We start from the raw sequence: 19448 nt of genomic DNA, 5'->3' as shown, positions 1-19448 counted from the left end.
TCCTATCACAGATCGATCAGCGGCCGAACTTCTGGTGCTGGATGCGCTTGGGGATGATGCTGTCGGCGCCCAGGCGACGCATCTTGTCCTGTTCGTAGGCTTCGAAGTTTCCTTCGAACCATTCCACATGGCCGTCGCCTTCGAAGGCGAGGATGTGGGTGGCCAGACGGTCCAGGAACCAGCGGTCGTGGGAGATGACCACGGCGCAGCCGGCGAACTCTTCCAGCGCCTCTTCGAGGTTCTGCAGGGTTTCGATGTCCAGGTCGTTGGTCGGTTCGTCGAGCAGGATCAGATTGCCGCCCGAGGCCAGGGTCTTGGCCAGGTGGACGCGGTTGCGCTCACCGCCCGACAGCTGGCCGACCTTCTTCTGCTGGTCGCCGCCCTTGAAGTTGAAGCTGCCGACATAGGCGCGGGTGTTGATCTCGCGCTTGCCGACCATCATCACATCGGTGCCGCCGGAGATGGCCTGCCAGATGGTCTCGTCCGGTTTCAGGTCGTCGCGCGACTGGTCGACATAGGCCAGCTTGACCGTCTCGCCGACCTTGATCGTGCCGCCGTCGGGGGTTTCCTGACCGGTGATCAGCTTGAACATGGTCGACTTGCCGGCGCCGTTGGGGCCGATGACGCCGACGATGCCGTTGGGCGGAAGCTTGAAGGTCAGGTTGTCGAACAGGGTCTTGTCGCCATAGGTCTTGGCTAGGCCTTCGACTTCCAGCACGACATTGCCCAGGCGCGGCCCGGGCGGGATCTGGATGTGGGCGTGGGTCTGGGCGCCGCGCATCGATTCCTGCTCGTCGACCATCCGCTCATAGGCGGCCAGACGGGCCTTGGACTTGGCCTGACGGGCCTTGGCGCCGGAACGGACCCATTCCAGTTCGCGGGTGAGGGCGCGCTGGCGGGCTTCGGATTCGGACTGTTCCTGAATGACGCGCTTGGTCTTGGCTTCCAGCCACGAGGAATAGTTGCCCTCGTGCGGGTGGCCCTTGCCGCGGTCCAGCTCCAGCGTCCACTTGGTGACGAGGTCCAGGAAGTAGCGGTCGTGGGTCACCAGGATTACGCAGCCGGGGAAGTTTTCCAGGTGGTGCTGCAGCCAGGCGACGGATTCGGCGTCCAGGTGGTTGGTCGGTTCGTCGAGCAGCAGCATGTCGGGCTTGGACAGCAGCAGGCGGGCCAGGGCCACGCGGCGCTTCTCACCGCCGGACAGGTTGGCGACCTCCCAGTCGTCGGGCGGGCAGCGCAGGGCGCCCATGGCCATTTCGATACGGCTGTCGATGTCCCAGACGTCGCCGGCGTCGATCTTCTCCTGGAGGGCGGTCATCTCCTCCATCAGCTCGTCGGTGTAGTTCTCGCCCAGTTCGGCGGCGACGGCGTTGAACCGGTTGACCCACTGCTTCTCTTCGCACCAGGCCTCGACGTTCTCGCGCACGTTCAGGGCGGGGTCGAGCTGGGGCTCCTGCTCCAGATAGCCGCGTTTGATGCCGTCGGCGGCGCGGGCCTCGCCGGTGAACTCGTTGTCCAGGCCGGCCATGATCTTCAGCAGGGTGGATTTACCCGAGCCGTTGACGCCGACGACGCCGATCTTGGCGTCGTTGTAGAAGCTGAGCCAGATGTTCTCGAAGATCTTGCGGCCGCCGGGGAAGGTCTTGGTCAGACCCTGCATCTGGAAAATATATTGCTGCGCCATGAGGTGCGGTTTCGCCCTTCGGGTTTCGTCGGATTGGGAGGTTTGGGCGGATGTAGCGATCCTGGCGCCAGAGAGCAAATAAGGCGAGCGGCGAACGACGGCGCCTCCGCCGTTTTCGCGGCGGAGTTGGAGGCCCTTTGGAAGCGGAGGGCTGGGCGGGGCGCCGGGCCTTCGCCCGGAGCCCTGGCGGGAAAGTCGGGGCGAGAAACTGACAAGGGGTTGGAATCATTGGAGTGAGACCAGCGTCATTGTGACAGTTGGGGCCGTTCGGGCCCCCTCCGTCTCGCCGGCTTCGCCGGCGATCCACCTCCCCCAGGGGGGGAGGATTTCGGTGTTCGCATTCCTCCCCCCTTGGGGGAGGTGGCGCGGCGCAGAGCGCCGTGACGGAGGGGGCGTGTCGCGTCGGCGTCGTGGTGAAATTGCCTTGAGCGGGCTTCCATTCGGAGATCGAGACGTTAGACCCCCCTTATGTCGAATGCCTCCCCTATAGCCGAAGCCGTCGCCGCCGGGCGTCAGGCCGTGGCGGTCGATACCGTCATGATCGCCAAGATCACCGACATGGCCGGTGATTTCGCCATCAATCTGACGATCGCCGCCCTGATTTTTGCGGCGACGGTGATCGCGGCCAAATGGTCGGCCCGGCTGGCGCGCAACGCCCTGTCGCGGGTCGGCGCCTTCCGGCACGACCAGACCGTGCTGAGCTTCGCCGTTCAGGTCGTGCGGGTGGTGGTGTTCATCATCGGCATGATCGCCGTGCTGCAGCGGCTGGGGGTGCAGACCACCTCGATCATCGCGGTGCTGGGGGCGGCGTCGCTGGCCGTGGGCCTGGCCCTGCAGGGGACCCTGTCGAACGTGGCCTCGGGCATCATGCTGCTGGTGCTGAGACCCTATCGCGTCGGCGACGTGGTGGACGTCGGCGGCATGGCCGGCACGGTGCAGCGGCTGGACCTGTTCACGACCCAGTTGTCGAACGCCAACAACCACAAGATCGTCATTCCCAATTCCAAGGTTCTGAGCGATCCCCTGACCAATCTGACCGGTCAGCAGACGCGGCGGATCGAGATCAATTTCGGCGTGGGCTATGGCGACGACCTGAACAAGGCGCGTTGCGTCCTGGCCGACATGGCGGCGGCGCACGAGAAGGTGCTGGACGACCCGCATCCGTGGACCGGGGTGACGGGACTGCTGGACAGTGCGGTGCAGGTGACCCTGCACGCCTGGGTCAAGGTCGAGGACTGGTGGCAGACCCAGGCCGATCTGATGCAGGGCGGCAAGGAGGCGCTGGACGCCGCCGGGATCGAAATTCCCTTCCCGCATCAGGTCGCCGTGCCCTATGGCGATGAAGATGTCATGCCGGTCGTCCGTGTACGGACGGTAGAAGACGGCGGGCATGACGTGAAGGTGAAGACGCGCTGATGCGATACGATTTCGGATCCGACAACACCGCCGGCATGGCGCCGAGCGCCGTCGAAGGTCTGGCGCGGGCCAACGCCGGATACGCCCGGTCCTATGGTTCAGACGAGATCACGGCGCGGGCCGCCGATCAGATCCGCCAACGGCTGGACGCCGACGCCGAGATCCGGTTCGTCTTCAGCGGCACGGCGGCCAACGCCATCGCCCTGTCGATGCTGGCCTTTCCGTTCGAGGCGGTGCTGGCGCACAACGCCGCCCATGTCTGCACCGACGAGACGGGGGCGCCGGGCTTCTTCGGCCAGGGCGTCGGCCTGATCGGCCTGCCGGGGTTTTCGGGGCGGATCGATCCGCTGGCGCTGAAGGCGCAACTGGCCGAGCCCGAGGTCGGCCATCGCCAGCCGCCGGCGGCCCTGTCCCTGACCCAAGCGACCGAGTACGGCGCGGTCTATACCGAGGAAGAACTGCGCCATCTGATCGAGCCGGTGAAGGCCAGGGGATACGGCGTTCATATGGACGGGGCGCGTCTGGCCAACGCCGTCGCGGCCGGGTTCGACCTGAAGGATATTCCGCGCCTGGGCGTGGATGTGCTGGTGTTCGGCGGGGCCAAGGCAGGGGCGAACTGCGTCGAGGCCCTGGTCCTGTTCGACAAGAGCCTGGCGCGGCGGCTGGACAACCGGCTGAAACAGGCGGGGCAGGTGGCGTCCAAGGCGCGGCTGCTGGCCGGGCCGATGCTGGGCCTGCTGGAAAGCGGCGACTGGGAATCGGGCGGCGCCCACGCCAATCTGATGGCGAAACGGCTGGCGGCGGGGGTGGCGACCCGCTCGCCCTATGTCCTGGCCCATCCGGTCGAGGCCAATACGGTGTTCGTGCGAATGCCGGCCGAGGCGCACCAGAGGCTGAACGCCCTGGGCTGGGCCTGTTATCGGTTCGACGACGGATCGGTGCGGTTCGTCTGTTCCTGGGCGACCCAGGCAGAGGCCGTGGACGAACTGATCGAGGCGATCGCGGGCCTGAACTGAGCCCTTGTCGCGCGTGCGGCCTTTCCCCGGTCGCATAGTCTGTCCATATGCGGATCATGGCGATGCGCGGAGAGCGCTCCGGCGGCCGGCGCGACCCTATGGTCAAGGCGCAACAGGCGGGGAGCATGCAGGAAAAGACAGAGGGTCCCCCGACGCTGCAGGCGTTGGCGGACCTGGTGCGGCTGGTGGGCCGGTCGGGCGCGCCGCAGCTGCGGGTGCGGCTGGTCTCGGCCGTCGGTCTGACGCTGGCGGGCAAGGCGCTGGGGGTGCTGGCGCCCCTGATGCTGGGTGCGGCGGTCAATCGGCTGGCGGCGGGGCAGGGGGCGGCCGTGGCGGTCGGCTGGGGTTTTGCAGCCTTCGCCGTGGGCTGGGCCATAGTGCGCTTCCTGTCGTCGGTGGCGCCCCAGGTGTCGGACGTGGTGTTCGCCCCGGTCCGGTCCGCGGCGCAGAGAAAGACGGCGGCCGAGGTGTTCGCCCATGCGCTGAGCCTGTCGCTGGATTTCCACCAGACCAAACGCTCGGGCGCCCTGTCGCGGACCATGGATCGCGGCTCGCGGGCGGTGGATTTCCTGTTGCGCATCCTGGCCTTCAACCTGGTTCCGACCGGGGTGGAGCTAGCGCTGGCGGCGGCGGTGCTGGGCGGCAAGTACGACTGGCGGTTCGCGGCGGTCGCGGTGGCGGTGGTGGTGGTCTACACGATCGCGACCTTCGCCCTGTCCAACTGGCGGCTGGAACATCGCCGGGTCATGAACGCCGCCGATTCAGAGGCGGCCGGCGTCTCGGTCGACGCCCTGCTGAACTATGAGACGGTCAAGTCGTTCGGGGCCGAGAGCCGGGCGGCCCAGACCTATGACCGGGCCCTGGGCGACTACGCCCAGGCGTCGCTGAAGGCCAACAGTTCGCTGGCCCTGCTGAACGGCATCCAGGCCCTGATCATGAACCTGGGTCTGGGCGTCATGGCGGTGATGGCCGGGTTCGAGGCGGCCGCCGGGCGGATGGGGCCAGGGGATGTGACGGCGGCGGTGCTGATCATGATCTCGCTGTATGCGCCGCTGAACATCCTGGGCTTCGCCTATCGGGAAATCCGCCAGTCCTTCATCGACATGGAGGAGATGCTGAAGGTGACGCGGCTGACGCCCCAGGTGGCGGATGCGGCCGACGCCGTCCCTTTGCCGCGACCGGTCGATGCGCGCGGGGCCTCGGTGGAGTTCCAGCAGGTCGGCTATCGCCACGACGCCCGGACCAGCGGGCTGGAGGACGTCAGCTTCGTCGCCGCGCCGGGCACGACCACGGCCCTGGTGGGGCCGTCGGGAGCGGGCAAGTCCACCATCGTCAAACTGGCGCTGCGGCTGCTGGATCCGCAGGAGGGGCGGGTCCTGATCGACGGGCATGACGCGCGGACGGTGACCCAGGCCTCGTTGCGGGCCGCGGTGGCCCTGGTGCCGCAGGACGTGGCCCTGTTCAACGACAGCCTCTACGCCAATATCGCCTTCGCCCGGCCGGACGCCGATGCGGCCCAGGTGTGGGCGGCGGCGGCGGCGGCGGAACTGTCCGACTTCATCCAGGGTCTGCCCGACGGGATGGAGACCCGGGTCGGGGAGCGGGGGCTGAAACTGTCGGGCGGAGAACGCCAGAGGGTGGGCATCGCACGCGCCCTGCTGGCCGATCCCTGCATCCTGATCCTGGACGAGGCGACCAGCGCCCTGGACAGCCGCACCGAGGCGGCGATCCAGAAGACCCTGCGTCGGGTCAGCCAGGGGCGGACCACCCTGGTGGTGGCGCACCGGCTGTCGACCGTGGCCGACGCCGATCAGATCCTGGTGCTGAAGGCCGGGCGGATCGTCGAGCGGGGCGCGCACCATGAGTTGGTGGCGCGGCTGGGCGGGGAATACGCCGCCCTGTGGCGCAAGCAGACACGGGCGGGCAAGGCGGCTCAGGCCGGGGACTGAGGCGACATCGGCAGTTTGCGTTTCAGGACTTCGCTCAGATTGGCCATGATGGCGATGCGGGCCTCGGCCGTGCCGGGGGCGTCCGGGGTCAGGCTGAGCAGCAGTTTCATCGCCTGGGCGTGGACCGTGGCGATGCGCCAGTCGAACCCGCCCTGGCGCGGCGCGGCGTCCAGCAGGTCGCACAGACCCTTGGCCGCCGTGCACAGGTCGTCCAGGGCGAAGGGGCTGGCGGCGTCGATGACCTGGCTGGAGGCGGCGTAGGCGCTGTCCAGACGCAGGGCTTCGGGGATGTCCGGCGTCGGGGGCGCCAGCAGGGCGCCGATGTTCTCGGATATGATGGCCAGGGCCTGGTCCTTCAGCCCATCCAGATTGGCCTTGGCCTGGGCCAGGGCGACCCCGACGCTGACGCCGCCGGGACGATCCACCATCTCCGCGAGACGGGATTTGCGCTGGACATGGGTGATGACCGTCATGCGAACTCCATGGTCTTCTTGCGGATCATGTCGGCCCGCCGTTCTTCGCCGTCATAGTCGTCGTGCCGGAACCGGCGATCCGGTCCCAGATAGTCCCCGACCTCGAGGAAGGGCCGGCTGTCGCGCGCGACCCACAGGATCCGCTCCAGCAGCATGGCGGCGCTGAACGGCTTGGTGACGACGAAATTGGCGCCGCAGTCGCGCGCTTCGGTGACCCGCCCGCGCCGAATATGGCTGGCGGTCATGATCACGGGCGTGAAGGCGTTGGGGTTGGGCCCTGACCGACGCAGCCAGCGCACCAGTTCGAAACCGTCGATGTCCGGCATGTCGGTATCGACCAACAGCAGATCGACCGGCTTCTCCTGAAGAATGCGGCGCGCCTCGGCGCCTCTGCCGACCGTGAAGGCGGGGCGAATGCCGAAACCGGCCAGGGCGCCCGCCGTCAGGGTCAGGGAGAAGGGCGAATCGTCGACGACCATGGTGATGGCGCCGCTGAGGTTGAAAACCGCGCTTTCTCGAAGAGAATCGCCCTGTGTCGCCATGATTGGTTAGATTTCGCCCCGGTCAGGGGAGAGCTTCACCTGATTTCATGGATTCGGGGTTAACGCCGTTCGGTCAAAGCGCGCCGATGGCGTAGAAGCGGTCGGCGCGCTGTTTGCGGATCTGCTGGGGCGACAGGCCTTCGAAGGCCTTCAGCTCCTCGGCCAGGACGTCGCCGACATTGGCCATGGCGGCGGCGCGGTCGGTGTGGGCGCCGCCGACGGGTTCGTCGATCAGCCGGTCCACGATCTTCAACGCCAGCAGGTCCGGGCCGGTGATCTTCATGGCCATGGCCGCGTCCCTGGCCCGGGCGCCGTCGCGCCACAGGATGCCGGCCGCGCCTTCGGGCGAGATGACGGAGTAGATCGAGTGTTCCAGCATCAGCACGCGGCTGGCGGCGGCGATGGCGATGGCCCCGCCTGAGCCGCCTTCGCCCGCGATGGTGGCGATGGAGGGGACGCCCAGGGTCAGGCAGCGTTCGGTCGAACGGGCGATGGCCTCGGCCTGGCCGCGCTCCTCGGCGCCCAGGCCCGGATAGGCGCCGGCGGTGTCGATGAAGCTGAGCACCGGCAGGCCGAACTGTTCGGCCAGGTCCATCAGGCGCACGGCCTTGCGATAGCCTTCGGGCCGGGCCATGCCGAAATTGTGGGTGATGCGGGTGGCGGTGTCGTGGCCCTTTTCCTGGCCCATGATGACGACGGGCCGACCGCGGAATCGGGCCAGACCGCCCAGTATGGCCTGATCATCGCCGAACTTGCGGTCGCCGTGCAGCTCGTTCCAGTCGGTGAACAGGCTCTCGACATAGTCAATGAAATGCGGCCGCTGCGGATGGCGCGCCACCTGGGTCTTCATCCAGGGATCGAGACCGGCGTAGGTCTTCTTGCGAAGCTGTTCCGCCTTCTTGCGCAGGCCGGCGATCTCGGCGTCGAAGCCGCCCGAGGTTTCGGACAGGGCCGACAGTTCCTCGATCTTGGCTTCCAGATCGGCGATCGGCTTTTCGAAGTCGAGATAGTGCGTGGCCATAAAGGCGTCCGGGACTGCAGGCGGGAAAACCGCCCCTAGGGAAGGCGGGGGAAACTAGAGAGGTCGAGGCCGCCGGGCAAGCGGGGTTCAGAGCCGCTTCCTTCTCCCATGGGGGGAAGGTGGCCCGCAGGGCCGGATGAGGGCCTGTCGGTGGGCGAGTTCGCACCCATACCCCTCACCCTTTCGCGCAAGACCGATCGCTGCGCTCTCGGGCGCTCAAGCCCTCTACCGCTGGGAGAGGGAAGGGAAGAGCCGCGACTGTGAAACGTGCTGCAGCCTCGAACCTAATGAGGGTGTCGCCGACAACGTTCATATTTTCGGCCAGAAGCTCTGCAGCGAAATGCCGGGCCAGCACTTCGAACTCGGTCAGCGTCGCGGTTTGGATCACGAGGCCAACGATGTTGGAGTCGCTGAACCAGACTTCGGCCTCGGGGTCCCAGATCGCCTTGACGTAGAAATCCTCGCCCATGGCTCGAATATGCGCCGTCAATCATCCCGCGCCAAGGGGTGGTTTTGCTGGACGACCTGGGCCAGGCGGTCGGTGGCGACGTGGGTGTAGATCTGGGTCGTGGCGATGTCGGCGTGGCCCAGCAGGGTCTGGACGACGCGCAGGTCGGCGCCGCCTTCCAGCAGGTGGGTGGCGAAGGCGTGGCGCAGGACGTGGGGGCTGACGCGGGCGGGGTCGATACCGGCGCCCAGCGCCGCCTCGTCCAGCAGCTGGGCGAACCGGCGCGGCGTCAGATGGCCGGTGCGGCCGGACGAGGGAAACAGCCAGGGGCTGTCGGGCGCCGCGGGTTTTCGCCCATCTTTGCCCTTGAGCTTGGCGTCGCGGGCGGTCAGCCAGGCCTTGATCGCCTCGCGGGCGGCGGCGTTCAGGGGGGCGAGCCGTTCCTTGCCGCCCTTGCCGCGCACGATCAGATAGGCGGGGTCGCGACGCACCGCATCGACCTTGAGCCCCAGCAGCTCCGAGACCCGCAGACCCGAGGCGTAGGCCATCTCGACCAGGGCGACCAGGCGCAGCCCTCCTGCGGCGTCGCGGGCGGCGGCGGCGGCCAGCAGACGGTCGATCTCGTCGCGGCTAAGCAGCTTGGGCAGGGGGCGGCCTTGCTTGGGCGCGTCCAGGCGGCGCGACGGATCGTCCGTGCGCCAGCCTTCGGCCAGGGCGAACCGGTAGAACTGGCGCGCCGAGGAACGACGTCGGGCGGCGGTGGCGGCCGACAGGCCGCGCCGCGACAGGTCGGCGAACCAGACCTCGAGCGCCTCCTGGTCGGCCTGCATCAGGCCGCCGGCCTCGGCCAGGGCGGCCTCGGCGTCCGCCAGGTCGCGGCCGTAGGCGGACAGGGTGTGGGGCGAGGCGTCGCGTTCGACCGCCATCATCTCCAGAAAGGCCTCGATCTGGGGCGTCATGACGCGATCCGGTCCCTGGGCGGCTGGCGCGCGGGCGGGCTTGGTGTAGAGGTTTGATCGATCATGCCTGCCCGTTCCGCCGCCTTCGCCGTCCTTTCGACCGTCCGTTCCGCCGGAGCCGCCGGATGAGGCGGCGCGCGAATCCGGGCCCGAGCCGCACCATAGCCCTGGTCGGGCTGATGGGGGTGGGCAAATCGTCGGTGGGGCGGCGGCTGGCCAACCGGCTGAAACTGCCCTTCGCCGACGGCGACGTGGAGATCGAATCGGCGGCCGGGATGACGGTGTCCGAAATTTTCGCCGCCCTGGGCGAGGAGGAATTCCGCGCGGGCGAGGCGCGGGTGATCCGTCGCCTGCTGGAAGGGCCGCCCATTGTCCTGGCCACCGGCGGCGGGGCGATGATGAATGCGGAAACCCGCGCCCTGCTGAAGGAACGGGCCGACACGGTCTGGCTGAGGGCCGATCTGGCGGTGATCGCCGAACGGGTGGCGCGGCGCGACACCCGGCCGCTGTTGCGGGGCAAGGATCCGCTGGCGGTGCTGACGACCTTGGCCGAAGCCCGCTATCCGATCTATGGCGAGGCGGATGTGACCGTGGACGTGGGCCAGGGCTCGCACGGCCAGGCGGTGGACGCCATTCACAAGAACCTGCGCCGGCACTGGCGCCACAGACGGCGCGCGGAGACGAGGCGATGACGATCATTCCGGTCAGCGGCGGGGCCTTTGCGGCCTATGAGGTCGTGGTGGGGCGTGGGCTGCTGGCCCAGGCGGGCGAACGGATCGCACCCCTGGCCAGGGGACGGACCGTCATCGTCACCGACGAGACCGTTGCGGCGATCCACGCCGCGGCCCTGACCGCGTCCCTGTCGGCGGCGGGCGTCAAGAGCGAGATCGTGGCCGTGCCGGCGGGCGAGGCCTCCAAGTCCTTCGCCGAGCTGGAGCGGGTGCTGGACCGGCTGCTGGAGATCGGGCTGGACCGCAAGGACGTGGTGATCGCCCTGGGCGGCGGCGTGGTCGGCGACCTCGCTGGACTGGCGGCGGCGCTGTACATGCGCGGCGTCGACTTCGTGCAGATCCCGACGACCTTGCTGGCCCAGGTCGATTCGTCGGTCGGCGGCAAGACGGCCATCGACACGCCGCGCGGCAAGAACCTGGTCGGCGCCTTTCATCAGCCGCGTCTGGTGCTGGCCGACATCGACGTTCTGGCGACCCTGCCGGCGCGGCAGGTGAAGTCCGGCTGGGCCGAGGTGCTGAAGCACGGGCTGATCTGCGACGCGGGCTTCTTCGACTGGCTGGCGGGCGAAGGGTCGGCGGGCGCCGAGGGCGATCCGGCGGCGCTGGAACGGGCCGTGATCCGCTCGGTCGAGATCAAGAGCGCCGTGGTTGGCGAGGACGAGAAGGAGGCCGGGCGTCGCGCCCTGCTGAACCTGGGCCACACCTTCGGTCATGCGGTCGAGACGGAAGTGGGGTTTGACGAAGACGCCCTGGCCCATGGCGAGGCGGTGGCTTTGGGCTGCTGCATGGCCTTCCGGTATTCGGCGCGCGAGGGCCTGTGTTCGGCCGAGGATGTGGCGCGGGTCGAGGCGGTGGTCGCGGCGGCGGGCCTGCCGACGCGTCTGGATCAGGCGGGCGTGTTCGGCGCCGACCGGCTGCTGGCCCTGATGGCCGGCGACAAGAAGGCCGAAGGCGGGGCCCTGACCCTGATCCTGGCGCGCGGGATCGGCCAGGCCTTCGTGTCCAAAGGCATGGACGCGGACAAGGTGCGCGCCTTCCTGATCGAGGAAGGTGCGACGGCGTGATGCGGATCGTCCCGGTCCCGCTAGAGGATCGGTTCGTGCGGCTGGAGCCGTTCGAGGACGGTCTGAAAGACGAGGTTCGTGCGGCGCTGAACTGCGATCCCGAGGCCTGGGCCGCCATGGTCGGCTCGGCCCAGGGCGCGCATTTCGACGGCTGGTGGGACAGCGCCCTGACGGCCATGCGGTCCGGGACGCGGATCGCCTATGCCGTGCGGCGGCGTTTGGACGGGGCGGTGGTCGGCACGACCAGCCTGTACGAGATCAACCCGGCCTATCGTCGCTGCGAGATCGGCTCGACCTTCTATCGGCCTGAGGCGCGGGGCGGGGCGATCAATCCGGCCTGCAAACGGCTGTTGCTGGGCCATGCGTTCGATGCAGGCGCCGTGCGGGTCGAGATCATCACCGACGCCGTCAACGCCCGAAGCCGGGCGGCGATCCTCAAACTGGGCGCCAGGGCCGAGGGCGTGCTGAGGAAGCACAAGATCACTTGGACAGGGCGTGCGCGTGACACTGCGATGTTCGCCGTGATCGACGAAGACTGGCCCGAGGTGCGGGACGGGCTGGATCGAAGGCTGGCGGCGCTGGCCTAATCCACCGCTCGGCATTGCGTCGGCTGGCGGCCCTGGACGGACCAGGTGGCGAGGACGCCCTTGCCACGCAGATCGACGTTGGAGGCGCGGTACCAGATGCCGTCGGCGGCGCGTTCCTGGTACAGGTCGATGGCCTCGCCGGACGAGTTGCGGATGGTCGCCATCTGGCGCGGATTGTCGAAGTCAACCGACAGGCGTTCGCCGTTGTCGCACAGATAAACGGTGTGGACGACGCGGTTCAGGGTGCGGTCCTGCACCTCGGCGCCGGTGCGCTGGCGGGCGGTCTGGGCCTCGATGGCGCGTTCCTTGACCTCGTCGCCGGTGCTGGGGGCCTTGTCGGGATCGGGGCCGCAGGCGGCCAGAAGCGCCAGGGCGGCGACAAGGGCGGGGGCGGCCAGGCCGCGGTGGACGAGGGACGACGGCGGAACCGGCTTGAACAAGACGCTTATCCTCACAACGGCGCCGCTTGGCGCGCCGGTCTAACGTGCGCCGCTCGCGGCCGTTCCCCTCCGTTGACGGAAGAAGGATTTGAGCAGGCCGGACGACTCGTCAGCCAGAAGACCCCAGTCCGTCGTCGGGCGCCAGTGGCATGTGGGCTGTTCGAACAGGCGGGGGCCGTGGAGCACGGCGCCGCCCTTCGGATCGTCGGCGGCCCAGACCACGCGGCCGATTCGGGCATGGCTGATGGCGCCGGCGCACATGGCGCAGGGCTCCAGCGTCACATAGAGGGTCAGGCCGGTCAGTCGGTAGTTGTCCAGCGCCGTCGCCGCGCGCCGCATGGCGACGATCTCGGCGTGGGCGGTGGGGTCGTGCGCCGCAATCGGACCGTTGGCGCCGGTCGAAATTACCTCACCTGAGGCAGGATCGACAAGAATTGCGCCCACAGGCACCTCTCCTGCGTCCGCCGCCGCTTGCGCTTGGTCCAGCGCCATGCGCATGAACCGCTCATCATGGTCCGCCATACAGACGACAACGACAAGAAGCCCCGCGCCCGTCAAGACGAACGGTCGCCCCGGCCCTTTAAATCCTCCGGTCCTCGCAAGAGCGGCGACGGGAAGACCTCCTTCGGCGACAAGCCGCGCAGCCCTCGCGAAGACGGCCCCAAGCGGTTCGGCGACAAGCCGGACCGGGGAGATCGGCCGCGCGCCGGCAAGGACGGCAAGCCGTCGTCCAATGCGGGCAAGAGCGACACGCCGCTGCGCGCCGAGCGAATCGCCAAGACCATGGCCCGCGCCGGCATCGCCTCGCGCCGCGAGGTCGAGCGGCTGATCGGCCTGGGCAAGGTGGCGGTCAACGGCCGCATCCTGGACACGCCCGCGACCCTGGTGACGCGCGACGACGTGATCACGGTCGACGGCAAGCCCATCGGCTCGACCCAGGCGACGCGGGTCTGGCGCTATCACAAGCCGGCCGGCCTCTTGACCAGCCACAGCGATCCGACCGGACGGCCGACGGTGTTCGACGCCCTGCCGGCGGGTCTGCCGCGCGTGATCTCGGTCGGACGGCTCGACCTGGCGACCGAGGGCCTGCTGCTGCTGACCAATGACGGCGAACTGAGCCGGGCGCTGGAGCTGCCGGCGACCTCGCTGGTGCGTCAGTACCGGGCGCGGGCGCGGGGCAAGATCACCCAGGAACAGCTGGACAAGCTGAAGGACGGCGTGACCGTCGAGGGCGTCTCTTACGGCCCCATCGAGGCGACGCTGGACAAGGCCAAGGAGTCCAAGTCCGAGGATGGGCGCGCCCCGGCCAACCTGTGGATCTCGGTCTCGATCACCGAGGGCAAGAACCGAGAAGTCCGCAAGGTGCTGGAGTCTGTCGGCCTGACCGTCAACCGTCTGATCCGCCTGGCCTATGGCCCGTTCCGTCTGGACGTCCTGCCCATCGGCTCGGTCGAAGAGGTCGGGCCGCGGGTGATCCGCGAACTGCTGGCTGAGTACATCCGGCCCGAGAACCTGCCGACCGGCAATACGGTCGAGACGCCCGCGCCCATCCCCGGCCGTCGGGTGTCGACGCCGATCGTCAAGGGGCGGTCGGGTTCGGCCATGTCGGACCCGTCGCGCAAGCCCAGCCGCGTCCGCGCCGCCGAAACGGCCCAGACCGATGCGATCGAGCGCCGCGAGCGGCCGCCGAAGAAGGAGGGCTGGGCCAAGGCTGCGCCCAAGACCGGCCATCCGAAGAAGAGCTTCAAGCCGCGCGAGGGGGCGCCGACCGACGGCGAACGCCCGGCCCGCACCTACAAGCCGCGCGAGGGGGTTCCGGCCCGCAGCAGCGACGGGCCCAAGCGCGAGTACAAGCCGCGCACGGCGGGCGCCGACGCGGGCAAGCGGGAGTTCAAGCCGCGCGGGTTCGGCGCAGCCTCGCCCAGCGGACGCGAAACCCGCCCGCCACGGACCGGCGGCGGCAAGCCGGCCGGGCCTTCGGGCACCAGCGGCCGCGCACCGGGGGGCAAGCCCCGCACGCCGCGGAGCTGAGGCTTGCGGATCGTCGCGGGAAGCCTGAAGGGCCGGGCCATCGTCGCGCCGGAGGGGCAGGGCACGCGCCCAACCTCGGACCGGGCGCGGCAGGCTGTGTTCAATGTGCTGGAACACGCCGCCTGGGCCGAGAGCCTGAACGGCGCGCGGGTCATCGACCTGTACGCCGGATCGGGCGCCCTGGGGTTCGAGGCGATCAGCCGGGGGGCGGGCTTCTGCCTGTTCGTCGAGACCGACGACGGGGCGCGGGGCGCGATCCGGGAGAACGCCGACGCCTATGGGGTGATGGGGCGCACCCGCGTCCATCGGCGCAGCGCCACGGACCTGGGCGTGCGGCCCGGATCGGACGGCGAGGCCTTCGACCTGGCCTTCCTGGACCCGCCCTATGGCAAGGGGCTGGGGGAGCAGACGCTGGCAAGGCTGCTGGAGGGGAACTGGCTGACGCCGGGCGCCCTGGTGGTGTTCGAGCGCGGGTCGGACGAGCCGGACATCGACACGCCCGGCTATGAACGGCTGGACGCGCGCGATTATGGCGCAGCGCGGGTGCTGTTCCTTCGAAGGGAACACTGATACCCAAGATCCCGGATGGCGACGGAGGGTGTCATGTCTGGATCTGTTGTTCGACGTACGGCTCTGGGCCTGGCCCTGGGTGCGGGCCTGGCGCTCGGCCTGGCGCCGGGATTGGCGTTGTCGCAGGCGCGGACGACGTCCTCGCCGATCGCCGGCTTCCCTCACGCCAAGGTCTATGTTCAGGACGGCGCCGGGCCCAGGCCGGTCGTGGTCATTCTGCACGGGGCCGAGGGCGGGACGGAAGCCGGCGACCGATATGGGCCCATCCTGGCCGCGCTGGGCTATGCGGCGGTGGGCCTGCCCTATTATTCGCCGGACTGGGCCCAATACGGACCCCCCAAGGCCCTGCCGGAGATCGCCGGCAGCTTCGTCGACATCCGGGTGGATCAGCTGGCGGACCTGCGGGAGGCGCTGCGGGGGACGCCCGGGGTCGACGTCGAACGGTTCGGCCTGTTCGGCGCCTCCAAGGGCTCGGAATTCGCCCTGATCGCGGCCAGCCGCTATGACTGGATCGACGCCGTCGTCGCCTATACGCCCACCGACGTGGTGTGGGAGGGCTGGGGCCTGGAAACGGTCGAGGCCCAGGGCGTGCGGTCGTCCTTCTCGTTCGAGGGGCGGGCCTTGCCCTTCATGCCCTATCGCGGCTTCATCGAGGGACTGCAGGCCGGTCCGGGCAAGGCCGACCTGCGCGCCATCCACGCCAACGGCCGCGCCGACAATCCGCAGAAGGAGGCCGAGGCGCGGATTCCGGTCGAGGACTACGCCGGCGCCCTGATCCTGATCGCGGGCGGCCGCGACGCCCAATGGGATTCGGCCACGGCGGCCGCGAACATCGCCTTGGCCCGCGCCGAGGCGGGTCTTCAGGTCACGACCCTGATCTATCCCGAGGCGGGGCATGATCTGGTCGGAGACGGCGGCCCGCGCGAAAGCCCCCTCAGCGGCGGATCGCCCGCGGCCGACGCCGCGGCGCGCGCCGACGCCTGGCCCAAGGTGGTCGGCTTCCTGGCCGAGACGCTTCAACCCTGAGCGTCAGCTGGGCTCATGCCCGGTCGTCGGCCTCTGGTTCCGAGGGGTCCATCTCCAGCGCCTCCAGCGCCGCCTGATGCGCCGCAATCCGACGGCGGCAGCGGCGGGCGTGGCGCAGGTAGTAGCCGATGCAGATCACCAGGAAGCCGAACATCCCGGCGATGACGGCCCCGGCGGGTCCCCGTTCGGGATCGACCGTCGTCTGGATGACCCCCAGGAAGATCATGGCCGCCACGCTGATGGCGACGCCGGACAGGGCCCAGCGGTAGCCGGTGCGGGCCTGGCCCAGGGCGAAGCGAAGCCCGGCCTGGGGCGTCTCGGTCAATAGGCCGGGATGATCGCGTCGCGCCCAGACGGTCAGGCCCAGGGCCACGAGGACGAAGACCAGGCCGGCCGCAAGCGGGGCCAGGGGAATGCCGCGATAGGCGCCCCAGCCCACGACCCCCAGCACGACGACCCCGCCGCCCATCTCCACCCAGAAATTGAGCCGGGCCAGCCGGTCGCGGCGGCGCAGCGACCGGATGAAGCCGGCGTCCAGCCGGGGTTCGGGGTCGGGGGTCTCGGTCCAGGCCTGGGTCAGGTCGGTCCAGTCGTCATCAGGGCGGGTCATGGGCGGACCTCTTGGGACGGTGTGGGGTTCAGCGCCTCACGCAGCGCCGCCTTGGCGCGGGTCAGGCGGATGGAGACGGCGTTGGGGTTCAGGCCCAGCATGTCGGCGATCTCGGCCGGGGCGAAGCCTTCCAGGGTCAGAAGCGCCGGCTGGCGCAGCGACAGGGGCAGGGCGCGCACAGCCTGGCCCAGACGGTCGTGCAGATCCCGCGTCTCGGCCGCCTCGTGCGGGGTGGGGGCGTCTGAAGGGGCGGCCTCGTCCAGTGGCTGGCGGCGCGGCTCGGCCGCCTCGCGGGCCACATGGGTGACGGCGCGGTTGTGGGCCACCCGGGCGATGAAATGGCGCAGGGGCGCCTCGCCCCGGTGCTTGGGCATGGCGCGCCAGACGGCCAGCAATATGTCCTGCTCCAGCTCGCGCCGCCGCTCGCGATCCGCCTCATAGGCCGAGGCGATGCGGCGCAACATGCCGCCGTGCTCGGCCAGCAGGGCTTCGAAGGTCTGGTCGCGTCCCAAGCGCGGCGGTCTCCGTGAAAAAATCGTCGGTCGGGATGAAAGACTCAAGGAAGGGCCGAGACTTTCAGGTCAGGCGTCGAAAAACAAAGGAGTTCGCCATGACGATCGAGACCGGGACGATAGAGACGCCGAAAAAGGGCGTTCTGACGCGCGGCAAGGGGTTCCTGAAGGTGCTGGCCCTGCTGCTGCTGGTCGGGGCGATCTGCGCCTGGATCGGTCTGGGCATCGGCCTTTATCTGGATGTGGATCGCGGCGCGCGCATCACCCTGGCCATTGTTGCGGCGGTGACGACCGAGGCCCTGTTCTGGACCACGGCGGCCCTGCTGGGGGTGTCGGTGGTCGAGGCGCGCAAGCGGATCTGGCGCAGGATCACGGGACGGGGCCGCGACTGATCGTCGAAGCCGACGGAGGGTGCGACCGCTTCGGGCGCCGGCCGCGCGGCAAGCCCCCTCCACCACCGCGCGAAGAGGCGCGGCGGTCCCCCTCCCCCAAGGGGGGAGGAATGCGAACGGTGGCGATGACCGAAATCCTCCCCCCTTGGGGGAGGTGGCGCGGCGCAAAGCGCCGCGACGGAGGGGGCCCGTCTAGCTCTTGAGCCGCAACCCGATCCCCTCCAGCACCCCGGCCATATCCGCCAGCACATCCCGCGCCGGTATCCGCAGCACGGCGACGCCCCTCTGGGTCAGCCAGTCGGTGCGGCGGGCGTCATGCCGCGCCTGATCGGGCGTGTCATGGCTGGACCCGTCGATCTCGACCGCCAGCCGGGCCGCGTCGCAGTAGAAGTCGAGGATATAGGGGCCGATCGGATGCTGGCGCCGGAACCGCGCCCCGCACAGCCCGCGTTTGCGCAACGCCTGCCACAGCAGGACCTCGGGCAGGGTCAGGCTGCGGCGGAGTTCACGGGCGCGATCCAGGGTTTTGCGCGGTGCATCCATGGCGGGAATGTGCGTCGAGACCCGGTGTGCGGCAAGCCCCCTCCACCACCGCGCGAAGAGCGCGGCGGTCCCCCTCCCCCAATGGGGGAGGAATGCGAACGGTGATGACGACCGAAATCCTCCCCCCTTGGGGGAGGTGGATCGCCGGCGAAGCCGGCGAGACGGAGGGGGCGCGGTCATTCGCGCGTGCGGCGCAGTCTCCCGGCCAGCTGTTCCGCCGCCGCCGTCACCTCGGCCCAGGTGACCTCGAACCCGGCGTCGTCGCCGAAATAGGGATCGGTCACGGCCTGGCCCTCGCGGCCGGGCACGTGGTCGAGCAGCAGGCTGAGTTCGGCGACGGCGTCGGCGGGTCGGATCCGGCGCAGATTGGCCAGGTTGTCGTGATCCAGGGCGATGACGTGGGTGAACCGACGGAAGTCCGCCGGCGTCACCTGCCGGCCCTGATAGCCGGAAATATCGATCCCATGTTTGCGCGCCACGGCCTGGGCGCGCGGATCGGGCGGATGGCCGACATGCCAGTTCCCCGTGCCGGCGGACTCGACGATCAGATCGAGGCGCAGGCGTTCAGCCTCGGCGCGGAGGGCGGCCTCGGCGAGGGGCGAGCGACAGATGTTGCCGAGGCAGACGAAGAGGATGGAGGGCATGGGGACTTCTAGTTGAATACGAAACATCCCATACTAGCCTTTTGAGGAGAGGCTCGTGGGCAAAAGATGGATGGGTGTAGCAGTCTCGGGGACGAAGGCCGTTCTCGTTACCGCGATAGAAGAGTCGGGTAGGCCGCTTGAGATCGTAGCGGACGACACCGTCGATCTCCACAGCGGTGATCGCGCCGCTGCTTACAAGATCATGCACGACCGGGTGTCGGATCGGGTGGCCCATAACAAGGTCGATGAGGTGTTCATCAAGGCAAGCGCTTGGACTACGGGCATGAAGCTCTCGCATCTTGAAGCGGCTGAACTGCGCGGCGTGATTATCGCTGCGGCAGGCACTAGCGCCAAAGTACATATCGTCTCATCAGCGCAGATCAGTAAGACGTTCGGAGCGCGTAAGTTCGACGACTACGTGAAGGACAAAACTTTTTGGCCGACAAGAGTTTCCGGGGTGAAGCTTCGCGAGGGTAGTAAGGCAGCCGCTCTTCTTATGATCGCTGCGCGGGGTTAGGAATGGGCAATCTGCTTTCCAAGTTGAAAATTGGACGGTTCGTTGGGGCCGGCCATTTCGGTCAGGTCCACGAGGGCGATGACCCAGTCCATGGCAAAGTCGCCGTCAAGCGCATCGTCCGGAAATACGACGATGACGACACGCAATGGGATGCTCGGAAGGCCGGTGCGCAGGAAGAGGCTCAGAACCTCAAGAATGTCAATCGGCGTCTAAAAGGGACCCCCTATCGGCGTGCAATAGGGACCCCCTTTTGAGGTTCGGGATGGACGTCAC

General features: G+C 68.8%; 24 protein-coding genes. 11 read left to right on the top strand and 13 right to left on the bottom strand.

Going from position 1 to position 19448, the window contains the following annotated elements:
• Positions 1 to 16: 16 nt before the first annotated feature.
• A complete protein-coding gene (gene ettA / locus AC1RSI_RS05840) occupies positions 17 to 1684 on the bottom strand; it encodes an energy-dependent translational throttle protein EttA (protein ID WP_035308847.1) in 1668 nt (555 codons plus the stop codon).
• Positions 1685 to 2152: 468 nt separating this feature from the next.
• Between ettA and AC1RSI_RS05835 the strand changes: the two genes are divergently transcribed.
• The 3 genes from AC1RSI_RS05835 to AC1RSI_RS05825 all read left to right on the top strand — a co-directional run bounded on the left by AC1RSI_RS05835 (position 2153) and on the right by AC1RSI_RS05825 (position 6065).
• On the top strand, positions 2153 to 3100 hold the full coding sequence (locus AC1RSI_RS05835; RefSeq protein ID WP_008259530.1) for a mechanosensitive ion channel family protein: 948 nt from the start codon (positions 2153 to 2155) through the stop codon (positions 3098 to 3100).
• Complete coding sequence (locus AC1RSI_RS05830) at positions 3100 to 4116, top strand: threonine aldolase family protein (RefSeq protein WP_154727084.1); 1017 nt, start codon at positions 3100 to 3102, stop codon at positions 4114 to 4116. The genes AC1RSI_RS05835 and AC1RSI_RS05830 overlap by 1 nt, the downstream gene beginning before the upstream one ends.
• 125 nt (positions 4117 to 4241) lie before the next feature.
• Positions 4242 to 6065: an ABCB family ABC transporter ATP-binding protein/permease gene (locus AC1RSI_RS05825; protein ID WP_232216246.1), complete on the top strand. Its 1824-nt coding sequence runs from the start codon at positions 4242 to 4244 to the stop codon at positions 6063 to 6065.
• On the opposite strand, the gene AC1RSI_RS05820 is transcribed toward AC1RSI_RS05825, so the two are convergent.
• The 5 genes from AC1RSI_RS05820 to AC1RSI_RS05800 all read right to left on the bottom strand — a co-directional run bounded on the left by AC1RSI_RS05820 (position 6050) and on the right by AC1RSI_RS05800 (position 9508).
• The gene (locus tag AC1RSI_RS05820) at positions 6050 to 6538 is read right to left on the bottom strand and encodes a hypothetical protein (RefSeq protein ID WP_040349675.1); all 489 of its coding nucleotides are present in this window, start codon (positions 6536 to 6538) and stop codon (positions 6050 to 6052) included. The genes AC1RSI_RS05825 and AC1RSI_RS05820 overlap by 16 nt on opposite strands.
• Positions 6535 to 7017 (bottom strand): response regulator, encoded by a 483-nt coding sequence (locus AC1RSI_RS05815; RefSeq protein ID WP_230307721.1) that lies wholly within the window; start codon positions 7015 to 7017, stop codon positions 6535 to 6537. The genes AC1RSI_RS05820 and AC1RSI_RS05815 overlap by 4 nt, the downstream gene beginning before the upstream one ends.
• 136 nt (positions 7018 to 7153) lie before the next feature.
• Positions 7154 to 8101: an acetyl-CoA carboxylase carboxyltransferase subunit alpha gene (locus tag AC1RSI_RS05810; protein WP_035309756.1), complete on the bottom strand. Its 948-nt coding sequence runs from the start codon at positions 8099 to 8101 to the stop codon at positions 7154 to 7156.
• A 175-nt stretch (positions 8102 to 8276) separates the two neighbouring features.
• Positions 8277 to 8570 (bottom strand): DUF1902 domain-containing protein, encoded by a 294-nt coding sequence (locus AC1RSI_RS05805; RefSeq protein ID WP_035309755.1) that lies wholly within the window; start codon positions 8568 to 8570, stop codon positions 8277 to 8279.
• 17 nt (positions 8571 to 8587) lie between these two features.
• A complete protein-coding gene (locus AC1RSI_RS05800; protein WP_035309754.1) occupies positions 8588 to 9508 on the bottom strand; it encodes a site-specific tyrosine recombinase XerD in 921 nt (306 codons plus the stop codon).
• 125 nt (positions 9509 to 9633) lie between these two features.
• Between AC1RSI_RS05800 and AC1RSI_RS05795 the strand changes: the two genes are divergently transcribed.
• From AC1RSI_RS05795 to AC1RSI_RS05785, 3 genes are read left to right on the top strand one after another with little or no spacing between them, the layout of a single operon-like run.
• On the top strand, positions 9634 to 10200 hold the full coding sequence (locus AC1RSI_RS05795; protein ID WP_035309752.1) for a shikimate kinase: 567 nt from the start codon (positions 9634 to 9636) through the stop codon (positions 10198 to 10200).
• Positions 10197 to 11303 carry a 3-dehydroquinate synthase gene (gene aroB, locus AC1RSI_RS05790; RefSeq protein WP_052005085.1) on the top strand — a complete coding sequence of 369 codons (1107 nt, stop codon included), beginning with the start codon at positions 10197 to 10199 and terminating at the stop codon, positions 11301 to 11303. The genes AC1RSI_RS05795 and aroB overlap by 4 nt, the downstream gene beginning before the upstream one ends.
• On the top strand, positions 11303 to 11890 hold the full coding sequence (locus tag AC1RSI_RS05785; RefSeq protein ID WP_008258780.1) for a GNAT family N-acetyltransferase: 588 nt from the start codon (positions 11303 to 11305) through the stop codon (positions 11888 to 11890). The genes aroB and AC1RSI_RS05785 overlap by 1 nt, the downstream gene beginning before the upstream one ends.
• Here the strand turns inward: AC1RSI_RS05785 and AC1RSI_RS05780 are convergent.
• Together AC1RSI_RS05780 and tadA are read right to left on the bottom strand one after the other, a co-directional pair.
• Positions 11887 to 12330 carry an MliC family protein gene (locus AC1RSI_RS05780; protein WP_008264014.1) on the bottom strand — a complete coding sequence of 148 codons (444 nt, stop codon included), beginning with the start codon at positions 12328 to 12330 and terminating at the stop codon, positions 11887 to 11889. The two genes, AC1RSI_RS05785 and AC1RSI_RS05780, sit on opposite strands and share 4 nt — an antisense overlap.
• Before the next feature lie 39 nt (positions 12331 to 12369).
• Positions 12370 to 12828, bottom strand: a complete 459-nt coding sequence (gene tadA / locus AC1RSI_RS05775) for a tRNA adenosine(34) deaminase TadA (RefSeq protein ID WP_050771716.1) — start codon at positions 12826 to 12828, stop codon at positions 12370 to 12372.
• A 12-nt stretch (positions 12829 to 12840) separates the two neighbouring features.
• Between tadA and AC1RSI_RS05770 the strand changes: the two genes are divergently transcribed.
• From AC1RSI_RS05770 to AC1RSI_RS05760, 3 genes are read left to right on the top strand one after another with little or no spacing between them, the layout of a single operon-like run.
• Positions 12841 to 14361, top strand: coding sequence for a pseudouridine synthase (locus tag AC1RSI_RS05770; protein ID WP_447941454.1), 1521 nt, complete (start codon positions 12841 to 12843; stop codon positions 14359 to 14361).
• 3 nt (positions 14362 to 14364) lie between these two features.
• Positions 14365 to 14931, top strand: coding sequence for a 16S rRNA (guanine(966)-N(2))-methyltransferase RsmD (gene rsmD / locus AC1RSI_RS05765; protein WP_447941455.1), 567 nt, complete (start codon positions 14365 to 14367; stop codon positions 14929 to 14931).
• A gap of 33 nt (positions 14932 to 14964) precedes the next feature.
• Positions 14965 to 15957, top strand: a complete 993-nt coding sequence (locus AC1RSI_RS05760) for an acyl-CoA thioester hydrolase/BAAT C-terminal domain-containing protein (protein WP_447941456.1) — start codon at positions 14965 to 14967, stop codon at positions 15955 to 15957.
• Between the two features lie 13 nt (positions 15958 to 15970).
• On the opposite strand, the gene AC1RSI_RS05755 is transcribed toward AC1RSI_RS05760, so the two are convergent.
• Both AC1RSI_RS05755 and AC1RSI_RS05750 read right to left on the bottom strand, forming a co-directional pair.
• Positions 15971 to 16567 (bottom strand): hypothetical protein, encoded by a 597-nt coding sequence (locus AC1RSI_RS05755; RefSeq protein WP_447941457.1) that lies wholly within the window; start codon positions 16565 to 16567, stop codon positions 15971 to 15973.
• Positions 16564 to 17079 carry an RNA polymerase sigma factor gene (locus AC1RSI_RS05750; protein WP_447941458.1) on the bottom strand — a complete coding sequence of 172 codons (516 nt, stop codon included), beginning with the start codon at positions 17077 to 17079 and terminating at the stop codon, positions 16564 to 16566. The genes AC1RSI_RS05755 and AC1RSI_RS05750 overlap by 4 nt, the downstream gene beginning before the upstream one ends.
• 98 nt (positions 17080 to 17177) lie before the next feature.
• Here AC1RSI_RS05750 and AC1RSI_RS05745 point away from each other — a divergent pair, with 98 nt between their 5' ends.
• Positions 17178 to 17471: a hypothetical protein gene (locus AC1RSI_RS05745; RefSeq protein WP_447941459.1), complete on the top strand. Its 294-nt coding sequence runs from the start codon at positions 17178 to 17180 to the stop codon at positions 17469 to 17471.
• Between the two features lie 192 nt (positions 17472 to 17663).
• Here AC1RSI_RS05745 and AC1RSI_RS05740 read toward each other — a convergent pair whose 3' ends face one another.
• Both AC1RSI_RS05740 and AC1RSI_RS05735 read right to left on the bottom strand, forming a co-directional pair.
• On the bottom strand, positions 17664 to 18014 hold the full coding sequence (locus AC1RSI_RS05740; protein WP_447941460.1) for an endonuclease domain-containing protein: 351 nt from the start codon (positions 18012 to 18014) through the stop codon (positions 17664 to 17666).
• Positions 18015 to 18190: 176 nt separating this feature from the next.
• Positions 18191 to 18658, bottom strand: coding sequence for a low molecular weight protein-tyrosine-phosphatase (locus AC1RSI_RS05735; protein ID WP_154727064.1), 468 nt, complete (start codon positions 18656 to 18658; stop codon positions 18191 to 18193).
• A 55-nt stretch (positions 18659 to 18713) separates the two neighbouring features.
• On the opposite strand from AC1RSI_RS05735, the gene AC1RSI_RS05730 reads away from it, so the two are divergent.
• Positions 18714 to 19175, top strand: coding sequence for a hypothetical protein (locus AC1RSI_RS05730; protein WP_154727065.1), 462 nt, complete (start codon positions 18714 to 18716; stop codon positions 19173 to 19175).
• On the opposite strand, the gene AC1RSI_RS05725 is transcribed toward AC1RSI_RS05730, so the two are convergent.
• Entirely contained in the window at positions 19172 to 19321 is a 150-nt protein-coding gene (locus tag AC1RSI_RS05725; RefSeq protein WP_492322689.1) for a hypothetical protein, read from the bottom strand. The two genes, AC1RSI_RS05730 and AC1RSI_RS05725, sit on opposite strands and share 4 nt — an antisense overlap.
• Between the last annotated feature and the right edge of the window lie 127 nt (positions 19322 to 19448).

The sequence above is a fragment of the Brevundimonas sp. GW821-FHT10E09 genome (genome assembly GCF_058809375.1).
Note: the sequence above shows the minus strand (reverse complement) of the source record. Positions and strands in the feature narration are given on the sequence as shown.

Excerpts from the sequence above, each read along its gene's own strand:
- ettA (WP_035308847.1), bottom strand. The coding sequence starts at position 1,684 with ATGGCGCAGCAATATATTTTCCAGATGCAGGGTCTGACCAAGACCTTC.
- AC1RSI_RS05835 (WP_008259530.1), top strand. The coding sequence starts at position 2,153 with ATGTCGAATGCCTCCCCTATAGCCGAAGCCGTCGCCGCCGGGCGTCAG.
- AC1RSI_RS05830 (WP_154727084.1), top strand. The coding sequence starts at position 3,100 with ATGCGATACGATTTCGGATCCGACAACACCGCCGGCATGGCGCCGAGC.
- AC1RSI_RS05825 (WP_232216246.1), top strand. The coding sequence starts at position 4,242 with ATGCAGGAAAAGACAGAGGGTCCCCCGACGCTGCAGGCGTTGGCGGAC.
- AC1RSI_RS05820 (WP_040349675.1), bottom strand. The coding sequence starts at position 6,538 with ATGACGGTCATCACCCATGTCCAGCGCAAATCCCGTCTCGCGGAGATG.
- AC1RSI_RS05815 (WP_230307721.1), bottom strand. The coding sequence starts at position 7,017 with ATGGTCGTCGACGATTCGCCCTTCTCCCTGACCCTGACGGCGGGCGCC.
- AC1RSI_RS05810 (WP_035309756.1), bottom strand. The coding sequence starts at position 8,101 with ATGGCCACGCACTATCTCGACTTCGAAAAGCCGATCGCCGATCTGGAA.
- AC1RSI_RS05805 (WP_035309755.1), bottom strand. The coding sequence starts at position 8,570 with ATGGGCGAGGATTTCTACGTCAAGGCGATCTGGGACCCCGAGGCCGAA.
- AC1RSI_RS05800 (WP_035309754.1), bottom strand. The coding sequence starts at position 9,508 with ATGACGCCCCAGATCGAGGCCTTTCTGGAGATGATGGCGGTCGAACGC.
- AC1RSI_RS05795 (WP_035309752.1), top strand. The coding sequence starts at position 9,634 with ATGAGGCGGCGCGCGAATCCGGGCCCGAGCCGCACCATAGCCCTGGTC.
- aroB (WP_052005085.1), top strand. The coding sequence starts at position 10,197 with ATGACGATCATTCCGGTCAGCGGCGGGGCCTTTGCGGCCTATGAGGTC.
- AC1RSI_RS05785 (WP_008258780.1), top strand. The coding sequence starts at position 11,303 with ATGCGGATCGTCCCGGTCCCGCTAGAGGATCGGTTCGTGCGGCTGGAG.
- tadA (WP_050771716.1), bottom strand. The coding sequence starts at position 12,828 with ATGCGCATGGCGCTGGACCAAGCGCAAGCGGCGGCGGACGCAGGAGAG.
- AC1RSI_RS05770 (WP_447941454.1), top strand. The coding sequence starts at position 12,841 with ATGGTCCGCCATACAGACGACAACGACAAGAAGCCCCGCGCCCGTCAA.
- AC1RSI_RS05760 (WP_447941456.1), top strand. The coding sequence starts at position 14,965 with ATGTCTGGATCTGTTGTTCGACGTACGGCTCTGGGCCTGGCCCTGGGT.
- AC1RSI_RS05755 (WP_447941457.1), bottom strand. The coding sequence starts at position 16,567 with ATGACCCGCCCTGATGACGACTGGACCGACCTGACCCAGGCCTGGACC.
- AC1RSI_RS05745 (WP_447941459.1), top strand. The coding sequence starts at position 17,178 with ATGACGATCGAGACCGGGACGATAGAGACGCCGAAAAAGGGCGTTCTG.
- AC1RSI_RS05740 (WP_447941460.1), bottom strand. The coding sequence starts at position 18,014 with ATGGATGCACCGCGCAAAACCCTGGATCGCGCCCGTGAACTCCGCCGC.
- AC1RSI_RS05735 (WP_154727064.1), bottom strand. The coding sequence starts at position 18,658 with ATGCCCTCCATCCTCTTCGTCTGCCTCGGCAACATCTGTCGCTCGCCC.